The sequence below is a fragment of the Synechococcus sp. PCC 7336 genome (assembly GCF_000332275.1).
GTDB lineage: Bacteria > Cyanobacteriota > Cyanobacteriia > Thermostichales > PCC-7336 > PCC-7336.
The window spans coordinates 4,403,059-4,426,069 of sequence record NZ_CM001776.1 but is presented as its reverse complement, the minus strand read 5'-3'; the positions used below and the strand labels follow the sequence as shown (position 1 = coordinate 4,426,069).

Sequence of the window (23,011 nt, the reverse complement as noted above, 5' to 3'; positions counted from 1 at the left end):
ATTGAGCAACAGATCGTGCCTCGGGAGCGCAAGATGGGCAAGCCTTCAAAACGGAACTGGATCTTCCAAGCTGCGATTGGAATTGCCGTTTTGGCATTTGTCGGGTTTTCCTTGGCCCCAGCCCTCGGCCTCTTAACGAGATTAAACCGTAACGACTTGCCAGCAACCGGATTGCCCGTTGCGAAGCTAGAACGCGAGCTGGCTGGCTATCGGATTGTGCTAGATAGAGAGCCCGAGAATCTGACTGCGTTGCAGGGGCTGACGGATGACTTACTGCAATTGGGCCGAATCGACGAGGCGATCGCCCCTTTGCAACAGTGGATGGCACTGCAACCCGACCGTACGGGACTGGCCCTGCAGTTAGGACAATTGCAGTTCCAAACAGGCGATCGCGCAGCGGCTGTCAAAACCTTTCAAGCCCTCTACGATCGCCATCCCGAACGCTCCGATATTTTAGAAAACTTAATCGGCGCGCAAGTGGCCTCGGGCGACACAGACGCGGCCATCGCCTTTTTAGAGCAGCAACTTCAGAAGTCAGGCGATCGCTCCGAGACGACGGAGCTCAATCTCTCTCTCCTATTGGCCAAGACTTATCTGAATGGCGATCGCCGCCCTGCCGCTCTGGCCTTGTACGATCGCCTGCTGGCCGATAACCCTGCCGATTTCCGACCCGCCCTCGAAAAGGCGATCGCCCTCAGCAGCGGCCCCAAAGACGCGATCGATCTGGCGGCTGCCCGCCAACTCTTCGATTTGGCGGAATCTAAGGCCCCTTCCTCCACCCGCAAACGCATTCACCAACTCGCGCAACAGTATCGGGCCAAAGCCCTCACTACCGCCACAGGTTTAGAGAGTGCAGGTGGAGATACAACAGCAGCGAGATCCTTGGGCGATAATTCTAAAACAACTCCGTAGGAGAAACGCTCTATGGCCCTTTGGCCGCTGTTGTGGAATGTAGTTCAGTCCCCCTCTGCCGTTCCCCCCGCGCTGACCCCTCAACCAGTGCCCGATGCCGAACAAACTCGGCAAGAGACTCTACAAGCACCCGACTGGAGTCTTCCCGTCCTCTACCTGCGCGGCTCCCACTACGAAATGGGTTGGCAGCACGGCCATCAGTTAAAAGAGCCTATCCGCACCCTCACCCAGCAGTTTTTTAGCCAATTTGCCCGAGGTCCCGCCAAGCTGTTCTATCGCCACCTCGTACCCGGACGACTCTATCACTTGTGGCAAGCGGTGCCCGAACCTTACCGCCAGGAATTGCAAGGGGTGGCAGATGGCGCTCAATTGCCCCTCAAAGATATTTTGCTGATTAATTTTTTTGACGATGTGTTGAATTTATTGGAGTTGGGTTGGGCGTTTGCCTGCTCCACTCTAGTGGCCAGAGGCCGGGGCGATCGCGTTTTGATGGGGCGAAATCTCGACTACAACGGTCCCGTGGGGGATCTAGTGCGCCACTTTCAGGCGATTTTGGTCCGCCAGCCCGACTCCGGTGCCAGCACTGTCAGCGTTGCCGTGGCAGGACAGGTGGGGGTGTTGACCGGCATGAACCAAGCTGGGTTGAGTTTGGGATCGATGACCTCCCAGACCCACGAACAAAATTGGGATGGCTTAGGGGTGTCGGTGCTCTATCGACTCTTGCTCGATCGCTGCTCCACTGTCTCCGAGGCGCTGTCTGCCTTCGATCGCCATTCTCCCGCCCAAGGCAATAACCTCATGCTGGCGGATGCCTCAGACGGAGTGCGGCTAGAATTTACCAGTCGTCGCCGCGCCCTCTCTTCCCTGGAGGACAAACCCTTGGGAATTTCCAATCACTATCTCGATCCGCAACTGGCCCAAACCCACACCAATCTCTATCGCCGCGTTACGGCTTCAGGCTCTCAATCTCGCTACGATCGCCTCCGTCATTGGAGCGTAGCAATGGCCGACCGCATTGAAGTCGATGGCTTGATGCAAGCGATGACCGATGCACAAATTGCCCCCGACTACCCGTTGGGCGATTGCGATCCGTGGTGGACTTCAGCTGCCGTCAATAACTGGGGGACGCTCCATAGCGCTATTCTGGACCCGCACCAGCGACAATTACACATCGCGATTGGCTTGGGCAAAACCCCGATTCAGGCGAGGGATTTTGTGCAATATCGGCCTTTTGAGGCAACGTCGGTCTCCTCAGTGCCAGAATCTGCGGCGATCGCCTCTCCCCCAGCCTGCAACTAACCGCCGAGGGCTAGACTGATACGGTTGCTTTCAACCCGCTCGCGTGAACGCTCTGTCGCTACCCACTTGGTTCATTCATATTGCTAGCGTTGTGGAATGGATTGCTGCCATCTTCTTGGTCTGGCGGTTTGCCACGGTGACTGGGCAGCGGGCATGGCGGGGGTTGGCCTGGGCTATGCTGCCCGCCTTGGCGGGCGCAATGTCAGCCTTAACCTGGCATTTTTTTGATAACAGTCCCGAGCTGGATTGGATTGTTACCCTTCAGGCCAGCTTGACCTTGATGGGAAACTGCACCCTCGCCCTCGCCGCAGGGTCGATCTGGTATCAGTCTCGCCAGTCCAATTCGCGATCGCTTTAACAACTCACTCAAACATGGAAAGTTTATTTGCGCTCTCCCTATTTCCCTACCTGCTGTTTCTCTATTTCCTCACCCGCACCCCTTCCACCCCCCGCCTCGCTCTGATAGGCTTCTATCTTTTGCTCGTGTTTGTCGCCATCACCATTCCCGCCGGAATTGTGGCCAAAACCCAATTCGGTACATCGCTAGCCAATGTCGATTGGCTGCACGGTGGCGCAGAAACGTTTCTGACCCTCTCGAATGTGGTGGTGGTACTGGGCTTCAAGCAAGCGGTAGAACAGCGGACTGACCCATCCCCTTCTTCGACGCCAGACGAACAATTGGATTGAGGCTTGGGTTCGATGCCGTAGCGATGGGAAGCGATCGCGTTGCAGTCTCTAGCACACGAACCGCAGTACATCGGAGTGATTTCGACTAAATCTCAAAAGTTCGTTAGGATGAAATAACAAGAAATATTTCAGACCATCCTAGAATTTACATCATTCCGCACAACGATGCCCACCTCCGTAGCCGTCCCCAAAACCAAGCTCAAGCGTCCGCCCCTCAATATTCATACGCTAGGCGATCGCGTCCTGCGTCAGCCCGCCAAGCGGGTCTCCAAAATTGACAACAGCATTCGCGACTTGGCCCGACAAATGCTGCAGACCATGTATAGCTCTGACGGCATCGGCTTGGCAGCTCCCCAAGTGGGGATTCACAAGCGTCTCATCGTCGTGGATTGCAAGCCCGACGATCCCAAAGCCGAGCCCTTAGTGCTGATCAATCCCCAAATTCTCGAGCACTCCGACGATGCTGTATTGGGCGAAGAAGGCTGCCTCAGCATCCCCGAAGTCTTTCTCAACGTGAAGCGCCCTACCCGCATCACCGTGACCTATAAAGACGAACGCGGTCGCCCCCACCGCCTCAAAACAGACGGACTGCTCGCTCGCGTCATTCAGCACGAAATCGATCACCTCAATGGGATTGTATTTGTCGATCGGGTCGAGAATGACATTCAGCGCACCCAAGAACTGCAATCCCACGGCTTCAACGCCCGCGATGTCGTGCCCCTAACCGCAGCCTAAACAATCGCCAAGAAGAATCTCTCGGCCCTCTTCGATCGGGAAGATTTCACGTTACTATTAGAGAAATTCACGTTGCTTAACGTTTGGGCTAGTTTTCTACAGCCCGAATGGCAGCCATCAATACCGTTTACCGATTTAACGTCATGCTGTTACTGAAAATCACTGTCTACGCTGTTGTCATCTTCTTTGTGGGCCTGTTTGTGTTTGGTTTTCTCAACAGCGACCCTGCCCGCAACCCCAAGCGCCGCGATCTCGAATAATTCTCGAACGGGCCAACTGTTCCCCACTTGAGTTCGTTACCGCAGCCAGCTCGAAATCGAGGCTGGCTGTTTTGTCTATTTTAAAAAACTATCCGCCCCCTCACTGCATGCTCGGTGGCATTACAGTGAGGGGGCGGTCTAGTCGGATAATCTCCTGCGTCTGACTGCCGGGAGGAACCCAGCATCAACTCACAGCCTGCAAGTTAAATGGCGAGAACAGCCCCGGCACACAGCCGACTTACTGCAGATAGACGACCCAAGATGCGTTTATGACTACTACTCATGGGCATCACCTCCTTAATCCTTAACGGTAATTGAGTATTGGTAGCAGGGTTATAGAACCCTCTAACCTTGCCTGAAATTACAGTAGCACTATTTTCTGAGCTGGGCTGCAGAGATTTCACTGCTAAAGTGCAAAATACTGTCATTGCCTCTGTCATCGATCGCCTTGCGGCGATCGGAGTCTGGAGTCCGGCCGCCGCAAGGCACATCCACTGCGGCAATGGAGGAACGTAACAAAAAACTCCAGATCCAGCCTCAAGCGAGCAGAGCTCAGACGAGCTCGGTATACTGATGCTGCTAAGTGCGATCGCCCGCCGTCGGTACGGAAGTTTGTTTAGACCCTTGCGACCTCGTTCGACCCCCCCTTTGGCTCGAACATTTAAAAAAAGCTCGTGCTTTTGCCCGTTCACCCCTACAGCCCGTTACTCGACCGCAGTTGACTATGGAAGTCAGTTTTGCCCATCCCCTGTTTGGGCCCGAGATTCGGTGCCCCCACTGTCATCAGACCATCCCTGCCCTGACACTAACCGATTCGTATCTTTGCCAGCGCCACGGAGCATTCGAAGCTAGGCCAGAAACTCAAGAACTCGTCCACTTACAATCAGGACGGCGTTGGCGACTGTGGAACGATCGCTGGTTTCGCCAACACACCCACGTGGATGGCATCCGATTTGAAATCCACGAAGAACTCGATCGCCTACATGCCCAAGGGATGCGAGCGACGGCGGTCACCATCGCCAAGCGCTACAGCAGCCTGCTGAAATCCTATTTGGAAAACAGTCCCTCCCGCCGCTATCGAAACGGTCAGTGGCAGCTTTACGGCCTACCGGTTAGCTTCAGTTCCGAGGCCGATAGCGAAGAGAGTAGCGATCGCTGGTCGGCAATTAACTTCGAACTCACCCAAGAAGTTGGTCCTCCTCCCCGCTATTCTCCATTTAGACTATTTGAGTAGCATGGCGACGTGGGGGGAGCGTTGGGTCGCAAGCCGGGAGGAGAGCTGCGCGGCCTCGCGAGATCGAAGCCAACTGCGTTACAATCGATCGCATCAAATTCAGAAGGGGCTTTTACGATGTTTGGGAACTTTGAAGTCTTTATTCAACTATTCTTGTTGGCTTTAGTGCTCTTAGCGGGTCCTGCGGTTATTTTCGTTCTGTACTTCCGTGGCGCTGACATGTAATGCATCGCGGTCCATCCCAGCCAATGGACGGGGTCAGTCCTGTTTCACGACCGAGGTAATGTCACGACCGAGGTAATGTCAAGACCGAGGTAAATCGACAAACGACGGATCGACAATTTTGTTTGGCTTGCTAGCCCGACCCCGAGTCGGGCTTTGCTATTTTGCCTGTCTGTACGACAACACTCGTCGGGCACGTTACAATCGTTAAGGTTTTCTATCGTTTTTTTACTTTCCGCCTGCCCGAGGCGCAATCGAGCCGTTACTCCCGATCCCCCCACCCATGACTACCCCCATCCGCAACGTTGCGATTATTGCCCACGTCGATCACGGCAAAACCACCCTTGTGGACGCCCTACTGAAGCAGTCTGGCTTATTTCGCGATGGCGAAGTGGTGCCCACCTGCGTCATGGATTCCAACGATCTCGAGCGAGAGCGGGGCATCACCATCCTTTCGAAAAATACCGCTGTGCGTTACAGCAATACCTCGATCAATATTGTGGATACCCCCGGTCACGCTGACTTTGGTGGCGAAGTGGAGCGGGTGTTGGGCATGGTGGAAGGCTGTCTGTTGCTGGTGGACGCCAATGAAGGCCCGATGCCCCAAACGCGGTTTGTGCTGCGCAAGGCATTAGAAAAAGGGCTGCGACCGATTGTCATTGTCAATAAAATCGATCGCCCTCGGGCCGAGCCCATGACCGCCGTCGATAAAGTCCTCGACCTATTCATCGAATTGGGAGCAGACGACGATCAGTGCGAATTTCCCTACCTGTTTGCGTCAGGTATGCAGGGGTATGTGGTAGAAGAAGACGATCTCGATGCGGTATTGGCAGACGAATACGACGGCAAGTTAGACATGCAGCCTCTGCTCGATGCCGTCATCGCCCACGTTCCGCCCCCCGCTGGCGATCCCGACAAGCCCCTGCAGTTGCAAGTCACCACTCTGGAATATTCCGACTTCTTGGGTCGCATCGTGGTGGGCAAGGTCCACAACGGCACCATTCGCGCTGGAGAAACCATTGCGATGGTAAAAGACGACGGCACCATTCAGAAAGGCCGAGTCAGCAAACTGTTCGGGTTTGAAGGGCTATCGCGGGTTGAATTGGCAGACGCTTCAGCAGGCAATATTGTGGCTGTGGCCGGATTTGCCGATGCCAATATTGGCTTTACCCTCACCAGCCCCGACAATCCCCAAGCATTGCCCCTGATTTCGGTGGACGAACCCACCCTGCAAATGCTGTTTAGTGTCAACGATTCCCCCTTTGCCGGCAAAGAGGGGGATTTTGTCACCTCGCGGCAACTGCGCGATCGCCTCATGCGCGAATTAGAAACCAATGTGGCCTTGCGGGTCGAGCCGACCGATTCCCCCGATCGCTTCTTAGTCTCCGGTCGCGGTGAATTACACCTGGGTATTTTGATTGAAAACATGCGCAGAGAAGGCTATGAATTCCAAGTGGCTCAACCCCGCGTCATCTTCCGCGAAGTCAGCGGACAGCCCTGCGAACCCTTCGAATATTTAGTGATGGATGTGCCAGATGAGGCCAGTGGCTCCTGTATCGAGCGGCTGGGCACCCGCAAAGCCGAAATGCAGGACATGCAAGTAACCGGCAATGGTCGCACCAACCTCGAATTCGTCATTCCCGCCCGCAGCCTGATTGGTTTTCGCAGTGAATTTATTCGGGTGACCAAAGGGGAGGGCATCATGAGCCACAGCTTTTTAGACTATCGCCCGATGGTGGGAGCACTTGAAAAGCGACGCAATGGCGTCATGATTTCCTTCAGCCAAGGCGACTCAACCACCTATGCCCTGCGCAACGCTGAAGATCGCGGTGTATTCTTCATTACTCCGGGGACTAAAGTGTATGCCGGCATGATTGTGGGCGAACACAATCGCCCTCAAGACATCGAACTGAATGTCTGTAAAACAAAGCAGCTCACCAATCATCGTGCTGCTACTGGCGATGAATTAGTCCATTTGCAAGCACCTGAAGAGATGAGTTTGGAGCGGGCATTAGAGTATATTGCCAAGGACGAACTGGTGGAAGTCACCCCTGTATGCGTGCGCTTGCGGAAAGCTCAGCTGAAAGCTGCTCGCCGCTAAGGCGCGACTGAGGATCGTTTGCTCTACAGCCGAGTTAGCCCCTCAATAGCCTCCCGTGCAGTGCGAGCATTCCATCGGATACTGATGTTTTCGCCAACGATTGATTGTTCTATGAGAAAAACTTAATCTCTTCAAATGCGGTTTCATACGGCTTTGAGTGTTTTCTCGGGCAATAATGTGACGTGAGATGCAGAAAAAATACCTAGATGTTGCAATAATTGGTTATACTCAAGATTTTCTTTGGGTAAGTTGAAATTTCTACTGTCTGGCGCAAACTGCTCTCAGGGTTGAGCTATGCCGAAATATGCAACAACGATTCTCGTCATTCATAGTTCCAAACAACAAAAATGGTTGTGGAAAACTGCTCTGGCATCGCAAGGGGTATCTACAATTGTCGAAACGACCGAGGGCGACATGCTCGATCTCTTGGGCCGAGTTTCTCCCGATGCTGTTCTGCTGGATATCAGCAGCGGACAGTTCAATCCCTATGAAGTCAGCCGCAAGTGTCGCGATCGATTTCCAACTCTCCCCATTGTCTTGACCAATCACGCAGAACGCCCGATTGCGGAGGTGGAGCGTCGATGGGCTATACAGCAAGGAGCCTCGGACTTAATCGCCGATCCCACCAGTTTGAGCGAGCTGTGCAGTGCTCTGCAGCGGGTTCTCGAACTTTCTACCAGCAGCATTTCTTTAGATCGCACCGCGTTAGAGGCCGTATTGCCAAAACGAAAATCTGCAAAGGCTACCTCCGATCGACCTCAATCATTTGAAGAAAAAGCTCCAGAAACAGTTCCCCCCACTTCAGAGACCAAGCCTATCTCTGCCGCTGTTGCAAAAACTCCCCCCAAACCTCGCCTCATGTATCGGGGCCGTCCCATTGGCTGAGCTCCCTTTCCTTAAAAGACTGCTTATCCGCTTCGCGGTTGCTACCTTCTACTGCTCTAGACCTTTTTAGGGCCAATAGAGCCATAGCGGTATACCTGACGTTGTCAGCTCGAAGCGCAGGCGCTGCCACAGTTGTTGGCCCGGAATCAGGCGACCGAGAAGACCGAACTTTTTGGGCTTGCCCAGCTCGACAAACTTGGCCTCATCTGGATCGAGGTCGACGAGTTCTGCTGCCCATTGGCGGGCATCTGCTTCTGTGCCGAGGCGATCGACCATGCCCAGTTCTAACGCCTGTTCGCCCGTAAAAATGCGTCCGTCGGCAAACGCATGCACGGTGGCGAGGGATAGCTTGCGGGCCTCTGCAATGGTTGCCACAAACTGGTTGTAAGTGGTGTCGATCAGAGATTGTAGAATTTGCTGTTCGGAGGGGGTCAGTTCGCGATCGAAAGAGAGGATGTCTTTGTAGGGGCCGGATTTAATTACCTTGAAGGAAATGCCAACTTTATCGAGCAGTCGCTCTAAGTTATTGCCCCGCAAAATCACCCCCACACTTCCCGTAATGGTGCCGGGGTTAGACATAATGTGGGAGGCGCCCATGGCAATATAAACGCCACCAGAGGCAGAGATATTGCCAAAGCTAGCCAGGATGGGGATGTCTTTTTCCTGCAAATGCTTGAGTGCTTGATAGATTTCGTGAGAATCGACGACGGTGCCGCCAGGGCTGTCGATGCGCAGTAGCAGTGCGGAAAATTGCTCCTCTTCGACCCGTTGGATTGCTTTGAGCACGCGGCTGCGGGTGCGACCGTCGATCGCCCCTTCAATTTCGATGCGCGCAATCTGGCGACGCTTATTAAAACTCCACAATTTCCACATAGCGCACTGAGGTTGAGGTCGTTAAAGGGGGACTGGCAGTAATTCTTACTCGCCGAACGATCGAGCATGGAACGATCGGGCATAGATTGCTAGCTTATTCCATCGGGACATCGGCAAAGAGCAGGGGGGCGATCGCCGCTGCTTCCGACAAGGGGGTTTCGAGATCGATCTCGAAACTATAGAACCGATCCAGACGCTTGCAGAACCCTTCCGGAGAGATGGCTTGAACGTTAGAGCTGATGATATAGCTTTGGGAGGGGGCAGAGCGAAGCGCAATATAGGCTTTACGACAATAGGCTAGCTTTTCCTCTGCTGACGCCGCTCGCCAGGTTTCGCCATAGACATCCCCAGATAATTCGGAGCTGGGAGGCTGGGCTGCCCAACTGGGCTGCTGCAGTGCGAGCGTTGCTGTTAGAAGCAAGCATAGGAGGGCCAACCGCTGCCACAGCCAAGGTTTGTCTTGTCTCATTCCAGTTATTCCCATGCGATGCTCGACAATGTTTTGTGTTTCACTCAGTGTATCGCGTAGCTTAAGAAAACTTAACTAACTCTGTTTGGTGCGTAAACGCTCGATAGGAAGAGCCGCTCAATCTAGCTATATTGCGCGATCGAGCTTCATTTCGTCGATGGAGGAGTCGATGGCTAAAGGTAAATCTCGCAAGCAAAAGTTTCCCCACCTGCTGGGTTCGAAATGGACTGCGGTAGAGCCGGTGATGGGATGGAGGCATTTCCAAGTGCGCGATCGCCAAGAACGGCAGGGGACAACCTTCGCCCACTTGCAATCGGTGTGCGACGACAGCGCGAGCCTGTGGCTGAATGTGCGCCAGTTGAACAATCGCCAGCTCTGGATAGCCGGTTGGCAAGCCCTCGAAGAGATGTTTCCCACGTGAGTTCGATACTGGACTAGCCCTCATCCCCTAACCCCTTCCCCCCTCGCGAAGCGTGGCGTCAGCCGTAATTTTGGGGGAAGGGGAACTTGACGAAACCTAAAGGTTTTCGGCTGTTGCTCCCCTCTCCCAATGTTGGGAGAGGGGCTGGGGGTGAGGGCGGTTCGGCATCGTCGAATTCGCGCTTTCCCGAGCGAGAGGATTCCCAAGGGTAAACGAGTCTCCTACTATCCTCGAACGACGGTATCGACCGGGCAAACTTTACCTGCCTCAAACCAGCCCGAGAGGGAGACGAGTTCTTCCCTCCGGTCAGTGGTTTGTAAACTCCAACTCAATGATTGCATTACGTTAAGTAACGCATCTGAGAAGAGGGTTCGGCCTCAAGCAGGCCAGTTGGCATTGAGGCACTCGATCGTGGCTCGACACCATCTGGATTGCCGATCGCATTATCTGCGCGAGCAGAATGCCCCGAAGTTAATGACAGTAAAGGATTTGCTCGATCAATCCTCATGCATTTCGTAGGGGTCTTCCAGCTCTTTCGAGGGAGGCCCGAAAGCAACGTAGATGCCAAAGGCGGTGATGGCAACGAGGATGACGGCAATGCCAATGATAAGAGATATTGCTGGTTCCAAGAGAAATCGTTCCGATTTCGAATGACTTCCTTTATAGTATTACGTAAGTTTACAATTCGCGTGTCTATCGACGGGACGATAAAAGAACTATGGCAATCCGCACTAAGCTAGGCAACCTACTCCGCCCCCTCAATTCCGAATATGGTAAAGTCGCTCCCGGTTGGGGCACCACCCCCGTGATGGGGATATTCATGGGCCTATTTGCAGTCTTCCTGCTCATCATCCTGGAAATCTACAATAAGTCTCTAATTTTGGACAGCGTAAAAGTCACCTGGCAGAATTTCGGCGGCTAGTCCCAATTCTGATTTCTACGATTGAGTCCGTCCCGGCTATCTAGCTGGGACGTTGTTGTTGGTAATGGTTTTACCGAATATGTGGGAAGCGATCGCCTCCCACAGGCAGGGATAATTGATGTATCGACAGTTCAGTACGGTAGCCAGTTTATGAATATCTTTGGTGTCGGTCTTCCCGAGGCGATCGTGATTCTAGCCGTGGCACTCTTGGTGTTTGGTCCCAAGAAGTTGCCTGAAATTGGCCGCACGGTGGCCAAGACCATCAAGAGCTTGCAAGATGCCTCTAAAGAGTTCGAAGCTGAAATCAAGCGCGAAGCAGAACAGGTCTCCAGTCTGGAGAAACAGGCGAAACCAGTTGCCAATATTTCACCACCTGCAGCAGATACAGAAGATACAGCCATCTCTGTGACAGGAGACTCGGCAGCCTCTACGAATGGGGCAGTCAGCGATTCTCAGGACGAAACAGCTAGAGTGTAGATTCTTACTTTGGAAAGTGTCTTTGGGCAGACTTTCTCGGAACTATCGCCAGCGCGATGCCGCTCGATGGCACTCAAGGCTGAGTTAAGACGATTTCTACGACAGTCCTTTGCAGTATGTGATGGGGAACATGGTACGGCGATCGCAATCCGGCAAACCGAAACGATTGAACCTATGGCCCTTGCTGTTGCTTCTACTCCTCATGTTAGGCATAGGTTGGGGAGGCTGGCGACTTTGGCCTCAGTTCCAACTCGAGCGTTCTGGGCAACAACCCAAAGTAGAGGCAGACACATCGATCGAGATTGTCCCTAATGAATAAAAATGGTCTCCAGTGCGTGACTGGAGACCGATGAGAGGAAGGAAGAACACGCGGACTTTTGCGATCGGAGAGGGCCAGGAATTACTGCCCTAACACATAGGTATAGATATGAGCGCGAGGGGGGTATGCAGGCAGTTTTGCACGATCGCCTTTGCTGTTTGTCGCTAAGCCTGTCGACCCCGAAAAGCGATCTTTTGCTGGCTGCGATCGCCCTCTTCAGCGCGATCGGATAAGACTTTGTGACCCCGAAACTCGAAGGTTTTGGACTGGAGTGATTTGCTCGTGCCGGAATCGACGGCTCTGCCGCGAAAGTGAGTTTGTCGGCTGATGGGTGCAGCGTTTGGGTCGGGCTGGGGTGCTTCGGTGGCGATCGCCGAAATAGCGGTGACTAGCTTCGAGTACATGCTGTTGGAGAGTTTTTGCCACAGGCTGACGCAATTGCCTTCGTCCACCAGAATGCAAACTGCGTCTCGATCGAGCAGGCGACGGCAGGCCAGAATAGCGTCGTTGAGACTGCTGAAGGCTTCCCGATCCATAAACCAATGCCCTTGAATTTGCAGCACTTTTGCGCTGCGCTCAGTCATGTCTACAGACAAAATATTGAGTCGATCTGCACTGAGAATAAACATGGCACCTATCCAGAAAGAAAGAGTTCGCTTGAATGCGTTATCCCTACGGTCATTTCGCAATCGGTAACTGATAAGGCAATCTCCTGCTGTGACTTGACTGAAGCATCTCATCAGCAGGGCAACTTCAAACTGTGAAGCGTACTTTATCAAACCTAAATGCGGATTAAATAGTTCAATAGTTTATATCTCTGGAAGGCGATCGGGTTATGCATTTTTTGATGGCGCGACTTCGAGCACACCATCTACGACAACTTGGCTGTTGACTCGTAATGCGCAGATCCGGGAGGAGGTATTGCACCCGCGATCGCCAAACTGTGACCTGCGACAGAGGGTCGGCTATACGTCTGGGGCAATCTTCCGACCGCGAAACCGAATCTTTTCGATCGTTGCTGAATCGGCTGCTGTGTCTGGGGTTTGGGAAGGATCGAACGGTCTGCCCCGAAATACCGCCACGTTTTCTGAAGAGCCGAGGATCTCGGCCTGAATCTTTTTGGAAGCAGCTTGCCATACCGTGAAGCGATCGCGGGCTCGAACTAGAAGGCAACTTTCCCCTTCGCTCTTGAGTTGGGAACCAGCAGATATCGCTTCGTCACGAGTTTCGAATGTAGCCCAAGCCAGATAGATCCGGCCTTCGACTTGCACGACTGCTTCGGTTCCCCAGGGCAAGTGAGCGGGGAAGGCTTGGACTCTGTTTGCACTGAGGATAAGCATGATGGATGAATGTCAGAAAAGGCGCAGGGGTCGGAAAATGCGGTCGATATGGGTTCCAGGGCGTTCAATCTCCTAGTCGAATTGAGACAGAACTTCGGGGTCGATACCGTATCTTATTATACGGCCTAGTGGGGGCTTTGGGAAGCTCTGGCTAGGGCTCCTGCCAAATGGCAATCTACCGTCAGTTTGTTCCAGCTGAGTTCCCTGGTTACCGCTCTTGTTTATCTCTAGCGATACAAAGCTTATGCAAAGATTGGGCAGATACGAACTCCCGATCGAGAACAATCGGCGAACAGGTCGCACACAGTGATGTTGGCGACTGGAAAACTGCCGACTCAGTCGCTCTAGGCACAAAAATACTAGAGCCTAGAACGCTGTACCCAGGGGAATACGCTGACGCTGCAGCAATTGCCTACAGGCTGAAAGCGATCGCCTCCAAATCGGCCGAACTCATTGTGAATCAACCTGAGCGATCGCCAATACTACTTAATCTTCCCCTCAGTTTCTCGTGATTGACATATTTTCGTAAGATTTCGAGACTAGCTGGCTGAAGTGTCTAGCAAAACCTGACAGTAGCTCTTGCTCTCCTCTGCACATGTGATATATACGCAGCAGATCTGTGGAGACTTGCCGTCATGACTCTCGAAATTCCGCGCCGCCAGTACGTCAGCACCTACGGTCCGACCGTGGGCGATCGCCTGCGGTTGGCCGATACCTCTCTTATTATCGAGGTAGAACGGGATTTCACCACCTATGGCGAAGAGGTCAAATTTGGCGGCGGTAAAACCATTCGCGACGGCATGGGACAGTCCCCTACGGCCACTCGTGCCAATGGCGCACTCGATCTGGTCATTACCAACGCCCTGATTCTCGATTGGTGGGGGATTGTCAAAGCCGATATCGGCATTAAAGACGGCTATATCGTCGGGATTGGCAAAGCGGGCAATCCCAACATTCAGACCGGGGTTACTCCGGGCATGGTGGTGGGAGCCTCGACCGAGGCGATCGCGGGGGAAAATACGATTGTGACGGCAGGCGGTCTGGATACCCACGTTCACTTCATTTGTCCGCAACTGTGCGAGTTTGCCATTGCCTCGGGCTTGACCACACTACTCGGCGGCGGCACGGGGCCGGCCACGGGGACTAATGCCACGACATGCACCCCCGGTGCTTGGCATCTGGGCAAGATGTTTCAAGCGGCTGAAGCGTTTCCCCTCAATCTCGGCTTTTTTGGCAAAGGTAACAGTGCCTTGCCCGACGCGCTGACGGAACAGGTGGAAGCGGGGGCTTGCGGTCTCAAAATGCACGAAGACTGGGGCTCCACACCCGCTGTTATCGATACCTGTTTGGCTGTGTGCGATCGCTACGATATTCAAGCCCTCATCCACACCGATACCTTGAACGAATCGGCATTTGTCGAAGACACCATCGCCGCCATTAACGGACGCACCATCCACACCTTTCACACCGAGGGGGCAGGGGGCGGGCATGCCCCCGACATCATTCGTATTGCTGGCGAGCCTAACGTCCTGCCCAGTTCCACCAACCCCACCCGCCCCTTTACTGTCAACACGATCGAAGAACACCTCGACATGTTGATGGTGTGCCACCATCTCAGCAAGGATGTGCCAGAAGACATTGCCTTTGCCGAATCCCGCATTCGTCCCCAGACAATCGCCGCCGAAGACATCCTGCACGACATGGGGGTATTCAGCATTATTGCCTCTGACTCGCAGGCAATGGGCCGCGTCGGGGAGGTGATTGTGCGCACCTGGCAGACGGCTTCGAAGATGAAAGACCAGCGGGGGCCATTGCCACAGGATAGCGATCGCCACGACAACCATCGAGCCAAGCGCTACGTCGCGAAGTACACTATCTGTCCGGCGATCGCCCACGGTCTCGACAGTGTTGTTGGCTCCATCGAAGTGGGCAAGCTCGCCGACCTCTGTATCTGGAAGCCTGCCTTTTTTGGTGTCAAACCGGAAATGGTTTTGAAAGGGGGCTGTATTGCCTATGCCCAAATGGGCGATCCCAATGCCTCTATCCCGACTCCGCAACCGGTATACCCGCGACCGATGTTTGGCGGATTTGGCAAAGCCCTCGAACAAACTAGCCTGACTTTTATGTCGCGGGCGGCGATCGAAAACGGCGTTCCCGATCGCCTCGGCCTGCAGCGTCCGGTGTTTGGCGTCAAAAACTGCCGCGATATCGGTAAAGCCAATCTCAAACTCAATACCGGCACTCCCCAGATCGAAGTCAACCCCGAAACCTACGAAGTCCGCGCTGACGGGGAACTGCTCACCTGCGAGCCAGCCGCAGTGCTGCCGATGGCCCAGCGCTACTTCCTGTTTTAAAGGCGTAGGCCGATGCTTCTGCTGTCGGAAACCTTGGCAAGGTTAAACTCCAGAGTGGGCGGCAGCAAATACCTCAGCGGCAGTCAGGTTCAACGCTCCTAGCTGAGGAGAGTGGATGACACTTTTTCCACTGAAGGTCTCGACCTCGGTATACAGGCCATTTGTCAGTTCTAAAACCAAGATCGTCTCTGCTTGCGGATCGACAATCCAGTACTCGCGAACGCCCAAATCTCGATATTGCATTCGCTTGGCAACATAATCTCTGTTGCGCTGAACCTCTCCAGAACTCACAACTTCGATCGCCAACACTGGCGGATCCATTGATAGCCGAATGGTATTGCGCTGCTTTAACTGTTCGATGTGCTCTGCTCGAATCACCGTTAAGTCTGGGTATCGGTTTCTCGGCTCTCCTCGCACTTCGAGCTCTAGACCGTGCCCTCTGAGGCAACGATAGCCCACAATTGGCAGCAAAACTGTAAATAGAAAATTGGCAATCTCAACATTCAAGCCCGATTCGGGTGGCACCTCGATTAATTCTCCGTTGAACAGCTCGTACAGACTATCTGTCCCATCGTCGTAAGACAGATACTCCTCAAAACTTTGAAATCGTTGTTGGAGCTGACTCATAATCTTTATTGGAACTAGATTGTAGATGTCAAGCTACGAGGGGCGACGCTGGAGCGCAGGCTTTTTTACAATGCCCTCAGCATGTTAGCTCCCACAGCGATAGAAGGGGTATGTCCAGTCTAGGATAGGTTTGCGAAACCCAGCTCAGCCCTTACTCTGATAGAGGAATTGAAGGTGTATTGCCGAGGGGTTTGCCTTGACCGAAAGTTCTGTAGAAGAAGTGGCAGCCCTGCTGCAGTCGGAGGATTGGGGCGATCGCCTCAAGGCCGTCAACCAAACCCGTACCCTAACGGGTACAGATGCTCTCAAACTGCTCTCGCAGGCTGCAGTCGATCCGCACACCCGCGTTCGCTACGCCGCAATTAGCCAAATTGGCACCCTCAAACTGGACGATCCGACGGCTCCATTACCTCTCTTGCGCGATCGCCTGCTCTCGGATAGTGAAATTGACGTGCGAGCGGCAGCAGCGGCAGCTATGGGAGATCTGAAACAGCCAGAGGTGCTGCCCGATTTGCTGGCAGCCTGCGATCGCGAAACCGAATGGCTGGCCGTGCTCAGCATCATTGCAGCATTAGGAGAACTGGGAGATCTAGCTGCTTTTGACAGAATCCAGCAGGCGACAGGAGACGACAATGGCTTAATTCGGGCTACCGCTGCGAGTGCTTTGGGCGATCTAGGCGATCCTCGCGGTCTCGATGCCCTGATTCGACTCGCTGCTGAGGAGGATTGGCAAATTCGCCACCGTGCCTGTATTGCGTTGGGAAAAATTGGCGCTGGTGGCGCTCGACCCACTTTAGAAACGCTAGCCGATGACGACATCGAGCAAGTCGCCCAAACCGCCCGAGATATCCTGGCCCAAATGCTATAGATTCTCTCGAAACTGGAGCCAACGATACCATTGATTACCGATCGCTACAGACCCCTATCCGGGGTCAAAGTGCTAGGATAGCGGTGCCAAATTTCGGGCACCCTGTTGAGAGCGTCACTGTCGGAGCGCAATTTTTAGGATGTATACCGTATTGCTCACCTACGGATTGAATCCCTTGAAGGATTTCAAAGTCTTGGTGCGTTCGGGACAAAACAATATTCTCGGGCAACTCTTCAAGCGCAATCGCGATGCCAATTTGTCGGTGGGGGCTTTAGTACCCGAAGATTCCCAATCGATGTCGGTGGTAGAACTGTTGGCCAAGCTGAAATTTTTTGTGGCGTTAGAGGGAGAGGAGCCCCAAACGGAGCGCAAAGCGTTGCCGGGGTCTAGTTCGGTGGGGCTGCAAGTGTACGAGCACCAGGATGGAAAAACTCGCTATAAGGCAGAGGTAATGCGTTGGAAGTTGGGCAAGCGTAAGGCTCGGACTCGCAGCTATCGCTAAGTTGCCCTCCTTGCCTGCTTGTGAGGCTGGGTCAAAGCCCCTAAACTGGGATGTCGAGGCCCGGTTGAAACGCAACAGACCGCCAGCCGTCCCTCAACCTCCTGTCGTTGTGAGAACCCTGCTATGACCTCGACCAAGATCGCTGCAATGCTAGAGGCTCTTGCCGATCGCCGCGCCCTTAAAGTCATTAGCGGCTTGCAAAACTTTGATAGCGATCGCGTTCGCCGCGTGGTTCGCGCTGCCGAGTTCGGTGGAGCTACCTGGGTAGATATCGCTGCTTCGCCCGCATTAATCGAACTGGCCCGCTCGGAAACCACACTCCCCATCTGCGTCTCGGCAATCGACCCCAACGCGCTCAAAGACGCCGTACTGGCGGGGGCCGATCTGGTGGAAATTGGTAATTTTGATAGCTTTTACGCCGCCGGTCGCCAGTTCTCCGCCGCAGATGTTATCAGTCTGACTCGCCAAACTCGTGCCCTCCTACCCCGCACCCTACTCTCCGTCACCGTTCCCCACACCCTGCCCCTCGACCGGCAAGCCGAGCTGGCCGAGCAGTTAGAACTCCACGGTGCAGACTTCATCCAAACGGAAGGCGGCACCAGCAGCACCCCCGCCCACAGCGGTACCCTGGGCGCGATTGAAAAAGCAGCACCCACTCTAGCCGCCGCCTACGAAATTAGCCGCGCCGTCTCTATCCCCGTCATCTGTGCCTCCGGCCTCTCCACCGCGACAGTCGGTATGGCGATCGCCGCTGGTGCAGCAGGGGTAGGGGTGGGCTCTGCCATTAGCCAGCTCGATGTCGAAGTGGCCGCGATCGCTCAAGTGCGCGCTCTCGTAGAAGCCCTCAATAGTCTCTCTCATAGCGTTTCGGCAACCCGCTAATCCGTGCCCCCCAAACGATAAGATGGGGTTAAGATTTCACACCCCAAACGATTTGTGCCTGCCCCCCTGCTGCTTCCCCTGATTCCCCTACGGGACACAGTGGTGTTCCCGTGTCTCACGGTACCGCTACTGATTGGCCGCTCGCGATCGCTGGCGGCCCTGAAGGCTGTTCTGGCCACTGACGACCAACTGGTGATCTTAGCCGCGCAAAAAGACAGCGACTGCGAAGATCCCCTAGCCAAACAGATCTATCGGGTGGGTACACTGGCCAAAATTCATCAAGTCATGCGACTGCCTGACGAGTCCGTCAAAATTTTGGTGGAGGGCCAAGAACGGGTGGCGATAACCCGATTCCGTCGTCGCCAGCCAGGATTTCAAGTGGAAGCCGAACCGATCGAGACTGTGGGCTTAGCAGAGGAGGGAGAGCGACGGGACCGTCTCGAAGTCATGCAGCGGATGTTGGTGGACGAGTTTGCCAAATATGTTAGCGCCCACCCCAAACTACCCGATGCCGCTTACGAATCCGTACAGGAAATTGTCGACCCCACTCGCCTCACCGACCTCATTGCATCTTTTCTGCCCATCGATCTAGAGGCCAAACAGCAACTCCTGGCAGAAGCCAATGTCAGCCCTCGTCTCATGCAGGTGAGCCAATTGCTGCACGGCCAAATGCAGTTGATGGAGATCGAGCAGGAAATTCACGCTCGCGTGCGCGAACGGATTGATGCCAATCAGAAAGAGTATTACCTGCGCGAACAGCTCAAGGTGATTCAGTCGGAGTTGGGAGATGAGACTGATGAAATGGTCAGTTTGCGCCGCAAGCTGGAAACCATCGGCATCCCCACAGAGTCTTGGCCGCGAGTCGAGCGGGAGTTGAAACGGCTGGAGCAATTGCCCCCCATGACGGCAGAAGCTGGGACCATCCAGAACTATTTGGAATGGCTGGCAGCCTTGCCCTGGCAACAGATGGGCTCTGAAACCCTCGATTTGTTGCGGGCAGAACGGGTGCTCAATGCCGACCACTACGGCCAGGAAAAAGTTAAAGAGCGCATTCTAGAGTTTTTAGCCGTGCGGCAATTGCTGGCCGATCGCGATCGATCGCGATCGGGCGGTCCCGCCATCCTTTGCCTCGTCGGCCCGCCGGGAGTGGGCAAGACGAGCTTGGCCCGATCCATTGCCAATAGCCTCGATCGCAAGCTCGTCCGCGTCAGTTTGGGGGGCGTTCACGACGAATCCGCCATTCGCGGTCACCGCCGCACCTATATCGGTTCGATGCCCGGTCGGATCTTGCAGGCATTGCGGGATGTGGGGACCCGCAATCCGGTGATGCTGCTGGACGAAATCGATAAACTCAGCACTTCCTTCCAGGGGGATCCGGCAGCGGCCTTGCTGGAGGTGCTCGACCCCGAACAAAACGCTAGCTTTAGCGATCACTTTGTCGAAATTCCCTTCGACCTCAGTCAAGTTTTCTTTATCTGTACTGCCAACACTGACGACACCATCCCCGCACCACTGCTCGATCGCATGGATGTAGTTCGCTTGGGGGGCTATACCGTGGCTGAAAAAATGGCGATCGCCCGCCAACACCTGATTCCCAAACAAATCGAGCGCAATGGCCTCGAAAAAGACACCCTCGAATTGCAAACCTCTGCCCTGCAACGGCTGATCTGCGAATATACCCGCGAGGCGGGAGTGCGCAATCTAGAGCGCAAAGTGGGAGCACTCTGCCGCAAAGTCGCGCGCAAATCCCTGACCGCTAGTGACAAGCGCCGCCGCATCACCGAGCGCAACCTCGAATCTTATCTGGGCACCCCCCCCTTCTTACCCGAGGAGAAAGATCTCCAAAATCAAGTGGGCATCTGCACCGGTCTAGCTTGGACTCCCTACGGTGGCTGCACCCTGCCCATCGAAGTCAACGTCATGCCCGGTAAAGGCAAGCTGCAGCTCACGGGGCAATTGGGGGATGTGATGAAGGAATCGGCCCAAGCCGCCTTCAGTTTCATCCGCTCCCACCGCAAAGAGCTGCAAGTCACCGACGGCTTCCCCGATCAAATCGACGTTCACATTCACATTCCTGAAGGGGCCACCCCCAAAGACGGCCCTTCGGCAGGAATTGCGATGGCCACTGCATTGGTATCCGCGCTGTCGGGGCGGGCGGTGCGCCACGATGTCGCCATGACGGGCGAAATTACCCTGCGCGGTCGGATTTTGCCCATTGGCGGCTTAAAAGAGAAATCTTTAGCTGCCAAGCAGGTGGGCATTCGCACGGTATTGTTTCCGAAGGGCAATACCAAAGATCTGCAATCGGTACCCGATGAAGTCACGCGAAATCTGGAATTGCGTCCGGTGGAATATCTCGCGGAGGTACTCGACTGTGCCCTTGAGGAACGCAGTGCGGGAGAGAAACGGACGTTTGTGCTGCCTTGGGTGAAGGTGGGCGGTGCAGCGGCGTTGGGCGATGGGCCAACTCTCAATCCTTCCTAGCTTCACTATATTGCCTTTGCTATGCCCGATAGGGAACGGAGCCATGACGGCAGTATTAAAACTTGGACCCCATTATTAATCTGACCCGACAACAGTTTTATCGACTGTGTTTGGCAAATCCCGATTTACCTCTGGAACGTTCCCCCAATGGAGAACTAGTTATTATGTCGCCGGTCGGTGGAGAAGGCGGAAGTCAAGCAGCCAACCTGATTGTCAAAGTCGGCATCTGGAACGAACAAACCCAATTGGGCATCGTTTTCAGCTCTCAAACTGTTTTTAGCTTACCCGGTGGGGGCGATCGCGCTCCCGACGTGGCTTGGGTGGATCTGAATCGCTGGCAAGCCTTGACTCAGGAGGAACGGGAAGGATTTCCCCCGTTCGGCCCCGACTTTATCATTGAACTGCGATCTCGCACTGACCGACTGCCCCCGCTCCAAGAGAAAATGAAGGAGTACATCAGATGCGGGGTACGATTGGGCTGGTCGATCGATCGAACGGACAAGCAAGTAGAGATTTATCGCCCCAACCAAGCAGTAGAAATTATCGCAATGCCTACCCTGCTCTCTGGAGAAGCGGTGCTTCCGGGCTTTGAGTTGAAGGTAGAACCCTGAGCGATCGGTGGAAGCATAATATATTTAGAACACGATTGGGGATTCTCGGCTCGATTCGGCAGATTGGGGGTAATTGCTGTAACCTGAGTTCGATAGCTCTGCATGGCCCTCACCCCCAGCCCCTCTCCCCAGGGAGAGGGGAGAAACAGCCGCAAATCTTGGCTAGATTTTATTCCTCTGGCCCCAAAGTTATGGTTGATGCAACGCTCAGCGGGAGTGTAGGGGTAAGGGACAGACTCTGGTCGAACTGACGTTGCTGTAGGGCTCTTCAAGCTGAGATTTTTCCACATCATGTCGTAGGGCTTTTTCTACTCCCTTATTTCAGTACTATTCTTCTCATGATTCGCCTCGCTCAGCGCATTCAGCCGCTCCAAACCAATGTGTTTGCCGACATGGACGGTGCCAAAGCGGCGGCGATCGCCTCCGGTCAGTCCCTCATCGATTTGTCCCTCGGCTCTACAGACTTGTACCCACCTGCAGCGGCGATCGCCACGCTCCACAAAGCCCTCGACGATCCCGAAACCTACAGCTACACCCTCTTCCACAGCACCCACTTTTTCCGCGCAGCTTGTGCTCGCTGGTACGAGCGCAAATTTGGTCTAGCCGTCGATGCCGAAACAGAAGTACTGACCCTAATTGGCTCTCAGGAAGGCACTGCCCACTTGCCTCTAGCGTTGATGGACCCCGGCAGTATCGCTCTATTGACCGATCCGGGCTATCCCTCCTATGTGGGCGGCGTGTATTTAGCCGGAGGAGAGATCCACAGTATGCCCCTCGTCGCCGATCGCAATTTTCTGCCCAACTTCGACGATATCCCCGCTAGAGTCTGCGATCGCGCCCGCCTGATGGTGTTGAGCTATCCCAATAACCCCACCACCGCAGTGGCTCCCCCCAACTTTTGGCAGCAGGCGGTCCACTTCTGCCAAGCCCACAACATCGCCCTCATCCACGACTTCCCCTACGTAGATATGGCCCTCGACGGTCCCCCACCGACATCAGTGCTAACGGTGGATCGAGAAAAATCAGTGTCTGTCGAGCTGTTCTCGATGTCCAAATCTTTTCATATGGGGGGATTTCGGGTCGGGTTCGCGATTGGGAATGCGGAGATTGTGCGGGCCTTGCGTCAGGTAAAGGCAGCGATCGATTTCAATCAATATCGTGGTATCTTGCGGGCTGCCGCAGCCGTACTGGATAATCCGGGCGATGTGGTGGAGACCTCCCGAGAGATTTATCGAGAGCGGCGCGATCGCAGCACCGCTGCCCTCGCCGCCATTGGCTGGTCGATTCCCACCCCCTCAATGGGCATGTATCTCTGGGCTCCTCTGCCGCCGCGCTACCCTGGCAATTCGATGCGCTTTTGTTTGGATTTAGTCAAAACGACTGGAGTGGCACTGGCTCCGGGTCGAGGGTTTGGGGAAATGGGAGAAGGTTACATTCGGTTTGCCTTGATGCACGAGATGGAGATCTTGGAAAAGGCGATCGGGAAAATCTCTGAATTTTTGCAGCAATATGCAAGAGGATAGAGCA

At 54.4% G+C, this 23,011-nt stretch carries 26 protein-coding genes; 20 read left to right on the top strand and 6 right to left on the bottom strand.

The window, feature by feature from the left end; genetic code table 11:
* The first annotated feature begins 33 nt into the window (after positions 1–33).
* The 10 genes from SYN7336_RS20935 (at position 34) to SYN7336_RS20885 (ending at position 8,335) form a co-directional block, all read left to right on the top strand.
* A complete protein-coding gene (locus tag SYN7336_RS20935) occupies positions 34–912 on the top strand; it encodes a lipopolysaccharide assembly protein LapB (protein WP_017327901.1) in 879 nt (292 codons plus the stop codon).
* Between the two features lie 12 nt (positions 913–924).
* Positions 925–2,211, top strand: a complete 1,287-nt coding sequence (locus tag SYN7336_RS20930) for a C45 family peptidase (protein WP_017327900.1) — start codon at positions 925–927, stop codon at positions 2,209–2,211.
* A 43-nt stretch (positions 2,212–2,254) separates the two neighbouring features.
* Positions 2,255–2,569, top strand: coding sequence for a DUF2499 domain-containing protein (locus tag SYN7336_RS20925; protein WP_017327899.1), 315 nt, complete (start codon positions 2,255–2,257; stop codon positions 2,567–2,569).
* 14 nt (positions 2,570–2,583) lie between these two features.
* Positions 2,584–2,898: a DUF3593 domain-containing protein gene (locus SYN7336_RS20920; RefSeq protein ID WP_017327898.1), complete on the top strand. Its 315-nt coding sequence runs from the start codon at positions 2,584–2,586 to the stop codon at positions 2,896–2,898.
* Between the two features lie 165 nt (positions 2,899–3,063).
* Positions 3,064–3,633 (top strand): peptide deformylase, encoded by a 570-nt coding sequence (gene def, locus SYN7336_RS20915; RefSeq protein WP_017327897.1) that lies wholly within the window; start codon positions 3,064–3,066, stop codon positions 3,631–3,633.
* 143 nt (positions 3,634–3,776) lie between these two features.
* Positions 3,777–3,893, top strand: a complete 117-nt coding sequence (locus SYN7336_RS27095) for a photosystem II reaction center protein I (RefSeq protein WP_071590914.1) — start codon at positions 3,777–3,779, stop codon at positions 3,891–3,893.
* Between the two features lie 724 nt (positions 3,894–4,617).
* Positions 4,618–5,127, top strand: coding sequence for a TIGR02652 family protein (locus SYN7336_RS20900; RefSeq protein ID WP_017327894.1), 510 nt, complete (start codon positions 4,618–4,620; stop codon positions 5,125–5,127).
* A gap of 117 nt (positions 5,128–5,244) precedes the next feature.
* The gene (psb30, locus tag SYN7336_RS20895) at positions 5,245–5,352 is read left to right on the top strand and encodes a photosystem II reaction center protein Ycf12/Psb30 (RefSeq protein WP_017327893.1); all 108 of its coding nucleotides are present in this window, start codon (positions 5,245–5,247) and stop codon (positions 5,350–5,352) included.
* 280 nt (positions 5,353–5,632) lie between these two features.
* Complete coding sequence (gene typA, locus SYN7336_RS20890) at positions 5,633–7,450, top strand: translational GTPase TypA (protein WP_017327892.1); 1,818 nt, start codon at positions 5,633–5,635, stop codon at positions 7,448–7,450.
* Positions 7,451–7,744: 294 nt separating this feature from the next.
* Positions 7,745–8,335 (top strand): response regulator, encoded by a 591-nt coding sequence (locus SYN7336_RS20885; RefSeq protein ID WP_017327891.1) that lies wholly within the window; start codon positions 7,745–7,747, stop codon positions 8,333–8,335.
* Positions 8,336–8,401: 66 nt separating this feature from the next.
* On the opposite strand, the gene sppA is transcribed toward SYN7336_RS20885, so the two are convergent.
* Complete coding sequence (gene sppA / locus SYN7336_RS20880) at positions 8,402–9,208, bottom strand: signal peptide peptidase SppA (protein WP_017327890.1); 807 nt, start codon at positions 9,206–9,208, stop codon at positions 8,402–8,404.
* A 94-nt stretch (positions 9,209–9,302) separates the two neighbouring features.
* Positions 9,303–9,677 (bottom strand): hypothetical protein, encoded by a 375-nt coding sequence (locus tag SYN7336_RS20875; protein ID WP_017327889.1) that lies wholly within the window; start codon positions 9,675–9,677, stop codon positions 9,303–9,305.
* 169 nt (positions 9,678–9,846) lie between these two features.
* Here SYN7336_RS20875 and SYN7336_RS20870 point away from each other — a divergent pair, with 169 nt between their 5' ends.
* Complete coding sequence (locus tag SYN7336_RS20870; RefSeq protein WP_038027395.1) at positions 9,847–10,098, top strand: TIGR02450 family Trp-rich protein; 252 nt, start codon at positions 9,847–9,849, stop codon at positions 10,096–10,098.
* Between the two features lie 497 nt (positions 10,099–10,595).
* Here the strand turns inward: SYN7336_RS20870 and psbN are convergent, their stop codons facing one another.
* On the bottom strand, positions 10,596–10,727 hold the full coding sequence (gene psbN, locus SYN7336_RS20865) for a photosystem II reaction center protein PsbN (RefSeq protein WP_017327887.1): 132 nt from the start codon (positions 10,725–10,727) through the stop codon (positions 10,596–10,598).
* Between the two features lie 89 nt (positions 10,728–10,816).
* Here psbN and psbH point away from each other — a divergent pair, with 89 nt between their 5' ends.
* Both psbH and SYN7336_RS20855 read left to right on the top strand, forming a co-directional pair.
* Positions 10,817–11,020 (top strand): photosystem II reaction center phosphoprotein PsbH, encoded by a 204-nt coding sequence (gene psbH, locus SYN7336_RS20860; protein WP_017327886.1) that lies wholly within the window; start codon positions 10,817–10,819, stop codon positions 11,018–11,020.
* A 150-nt stretch (positions 11,021–11,170) separates the two neighbouring features.
* Complete coding sequence (locus SYN7336_RS20855; protein ID WP_017327885.1) at positions 11,171–11,497, top strand: TatA/E family twin arginine-targeting protein translocase; 327 nt, start codon at positions 11,171–11,173, stop codon at positions 11,495–11,497.
* 483 nt (positions 11,498–11,980) lie between these two features.
* Here SYN7336_RS20855 and SYN7336_RS20850 read toward each other — a convergent pair whose 3' ends face one another.
* On the bottom strand, positions 11,981–12,445 hold the full coding sequence (locus tag SYN7336_RS20850; RefSeq protein WP_017327884.1) for a hypothetical protein: 465 nt from the start codon (positions 12,443–12,445) through the stop codon (positions 11,981–11,983).
* Positions 12,446–12,781: 336 nt separating this feature from the next.
* Positions 12,782–13,087, bottom strand: coding sequence for a hypothetical protein (locus tag SYN7336_RS20845; RefSeq protein ID WP_156820259.1), 306 nt, complete (start codon positions 13,085–13,087; stop codon positions 12,782–12,784).
* A 704-nt stretch (positions 13,088–13,791) separates the two neighbouring features.
* Here SYN7336_RS20845 and ureC point away from each other — a divergent pair.
* Positions 13,792–15,510, top strand: coding sequence for an urease subunit alpha (gene ureC / locus SYN7336_RS20840; RefSeq protein ID WP_017327882.1), 1,719 nt, complete (start codon positions 13,792–13,794; stop codon positions 15,508–15,510).
* Between the two features lie 42 nt (positions 15,511–15,552).
* Here the strand turns inward: ureC and SYN7336_RS20835 are convergent, their stop codons facing one another.
* Positions 15,553–16,137: a Uma2 family endonuclease gene (locus SYN7336_RS20835; RefSeq protein WP_017327881.1), complete on the bottom strand. Its 585-nt coding sequence runs from the start codon at positions 16,135–16,137 to the stop codon at positions 15,553–15,555.
* Positions 16,138–16,333: 196 nt separating this feature from the next.
* On the opposite strand from SYN7336_RS20835, the gene SYN7336_RS20830 reads away from it, so the two are divergent.
* The 6 genes from SYN7336_RS20830 to SYN7336_RS20800 all read left to right on the top strand — a co-directional run bounded on the left by SYN7336_RS20830 (position 16,334) and on the right by SYN7336_RS20800 (position 23,007).
* On the top strand, positions 16,334–17,005 hold the full coding sequence (locus tag SYN7336_RS20830) for a HEAT repeat domain-containing protein (RefSeq protein WP_017327880.1): 672 nt from the start codon (positions 16,334–16,336) through the stop codon (positions 17,003–17,005).
* Between the two features lie 139 nt (positions 17,006–17,144).
* A complete protein-coding gene (locus SYN7336_RS20825) occupies positions 17,145–17,507 on the top strand; it encodes a hypothetical protein (RefSeq protein ID WP_017327879.1) in 363 nt (120 codons plus the stop codon).
* 123 nt (positions 17,508–17,630) lie between these two features.
* Positions 17,631–18,389 (top strand): DUF561 domain-containing protein, encoded by a 759-nt coding sequence (locus SYN7336_RS20820; protein WP_017327878.1) that lies wholly within the window; start codon positions 17,631–17,633, stop codon positions 18,387–18,389.
* A 54-nt stretch (positions 18,390–18,443) separates the two neighbouring features.
* The gene (gene lon / locus SYN7336_RS20815; RefSeq protein ID WP_017327877.1) at positions 18,444–20,873 is read left to right on the top strand and encodes an endopeptidase La; all 2,430 of its coding nucleotides are present in this window, start codon (positions 18,444–18,446) and stop codon (positions 20,871–20,873) included.
* A 62-nt stretch (positions 20,874–20,935) separates the two neighbouring features.
* Complete coding sequence (locus tag SYN7336_RS20810; RefSeq protein WP_017327876.1) at positions 20,936–21,484, top strand: Uma2 family endonuclease; 549 nt, start codon at positions 20,936–20,938, stop codon at positions 21,482–21,484.
* Between the two features lie 338 nt (positions 21,485–21,822).
* Positions 21,823–23,007 (top strand): LL-diaminopimelate aminotransferase, encoded by a 1,185-nt coding sequence (locus SYN7336_RS20800; RefSeq protein ID WP_017327874.1) that lies wholly within the window; start codon positions 21,823–21,825, stop codon positions 23,005–23,007.
* The last annotated feature ends 4 nt before the right edge of the window (positions 23,008–23,011 follow it).

Excerpts from the sequence above, each read along its gene's own strand:
- SYN7336_RS20835 (WP_017327881.1), bottom strand. The coding sequence starts at position 16,137 with ATGAGTCAGCTCCAACAACGATTTCAAAGTTTTGAGGAGTATCTGTCT.
- SYN7336_RS20900 (WP_017327894.1), top strand. The coding sequence starts at position 4,618 with ATGGAAGTCAGTTTTGCCCATCCCCTGTTTGGGCCCGAGATTCGGTGC.
- psbH (WP_017327886.1), top strand. The coding sequence starts at position 10,817 with ATGGCAATCCGCACTAAGCTAGGCAACCTACTCCGCCCCCTCAATTCC.
- SYN7336_RS27095 (WP_071590914.1), top strand. The coding sequence starts at position 3,777 with ATGCTGTTACTGAAAATCACTGTCTACGCTGTTGTCATCTTCTTTGTG.
- SYN7336_RS20870 (WP_038027395.1), top strand. The coding sequence starts at position 9,847 with ATGGCTAAAGGTAAATCTCGCAAGCAAAAGTTTCCCCACCTGCTGGGT.
- SYN7336_RS20825 (WP_017327879.1), top strand. The coding sequence starts at position 17,145 with ATGTATACCGTATTGCTCACCTACGGATTGAATCCCTTGAAGGATTTC.
- sppA (WP_017327890.1), bottom strand. The coding sequence starts at position 9,208 with ATGTGGAAATTGTGGAGTTTTAATAAGCGTCGCCAGATTGCGCGCATC.
- SYN7336_RS20850 (WP_017327884.1), bottom strand. The coding sequence starts at position 12,445 with ATGTTTATTCTCAGTGCAGATCGACTCAATATTTTGTCTGTAGACATG.
- SYN7336_RS20875 (WP_017327889.1), bottom strand. The coding sequence starts at position 9,677 with ATGAGACAAGACAAACCTTGGCTGTGGCAGCGGTTGGCCCTCCTATGC.
- SYN7336_RS20920 (WP_017327898.1), top strand. The coding sequence starts at position 2,584 with ATGGAAAGTTTATTTGCGCTCTCCCTATTTCCCTACCTGCTGTTTCTC.
- typA (WP_017327892.1), top strand. The coding sequence starts at position 5,633 with ATGACTACCCCCATCCGCAACGTTGCGATTATTGCCCACGTCGATCAC.
- def (WP_017327897.1), top strand. The coding sequence starts at position 3,064 with ATGCCCACCTCCGTAGCCGTCCCCAAAACCAAGCTCAAGCGTCCGCCC.
- SYN7336_RS20885 (WP_017327891.1), top strand. The coding sequence starts at position 7,745 with ATGCCGAAATATGCAACAACGATTCTCGTCATTCATAGTTCCAAACAA.
- ureC (WP_017327882.1), top strand. The coding sequence starts at position 13,792 with ATGACTCTCGAAATTCCGCGCCGCCAGTACGTCAGCACCTACGGTCCG.
- psb30 (WP_017327893.1), top strand. The coding sequence starts at position 5,245 with ATGTTTGGGAACTTTGAAGTCTTTATTCAACTATTCTTGTTGGCTTTA.
- SYN7336_RS20820 (WP_017327878.1), top strand. The coding sequence starts at position 17,631 with ATGACCTCGACCAAGATCGCTGCAATGCTAGAGGCTCTTGCCGATCGC.
- SYN7336_RS20935 (WP_017327901.1), top strand. The coding sequence starts at position 34 with ATGGGCAAGCCTTCAAAACGGAACTGGATCTTCCAAGCTGCGATTGGA.
- SYN7336_RS20800 (WP_017327874.1), top strand. The coding sequence starts at position 21,823 with ATGATTCGCCTCGCTCAGCGCATTCAGCCGCTCCAAACCAATGTGTTT.
- SYN7336_RS20930 (WP_017327900.1), top strand. The coding sequence starts at position 925 with ATGGCCCTTTGGCCGCTGTTGTGGAATGTAGTTCAGTCCCCCTCTGCC.
- SYN7336_RS20855 (WP_017327885.1), top strand. The coding sequence starts at position 11,171 with ATGAATATCTTTGGTGTCGGTCTTCCCGAGGCGATCGTGATTCTAGCC.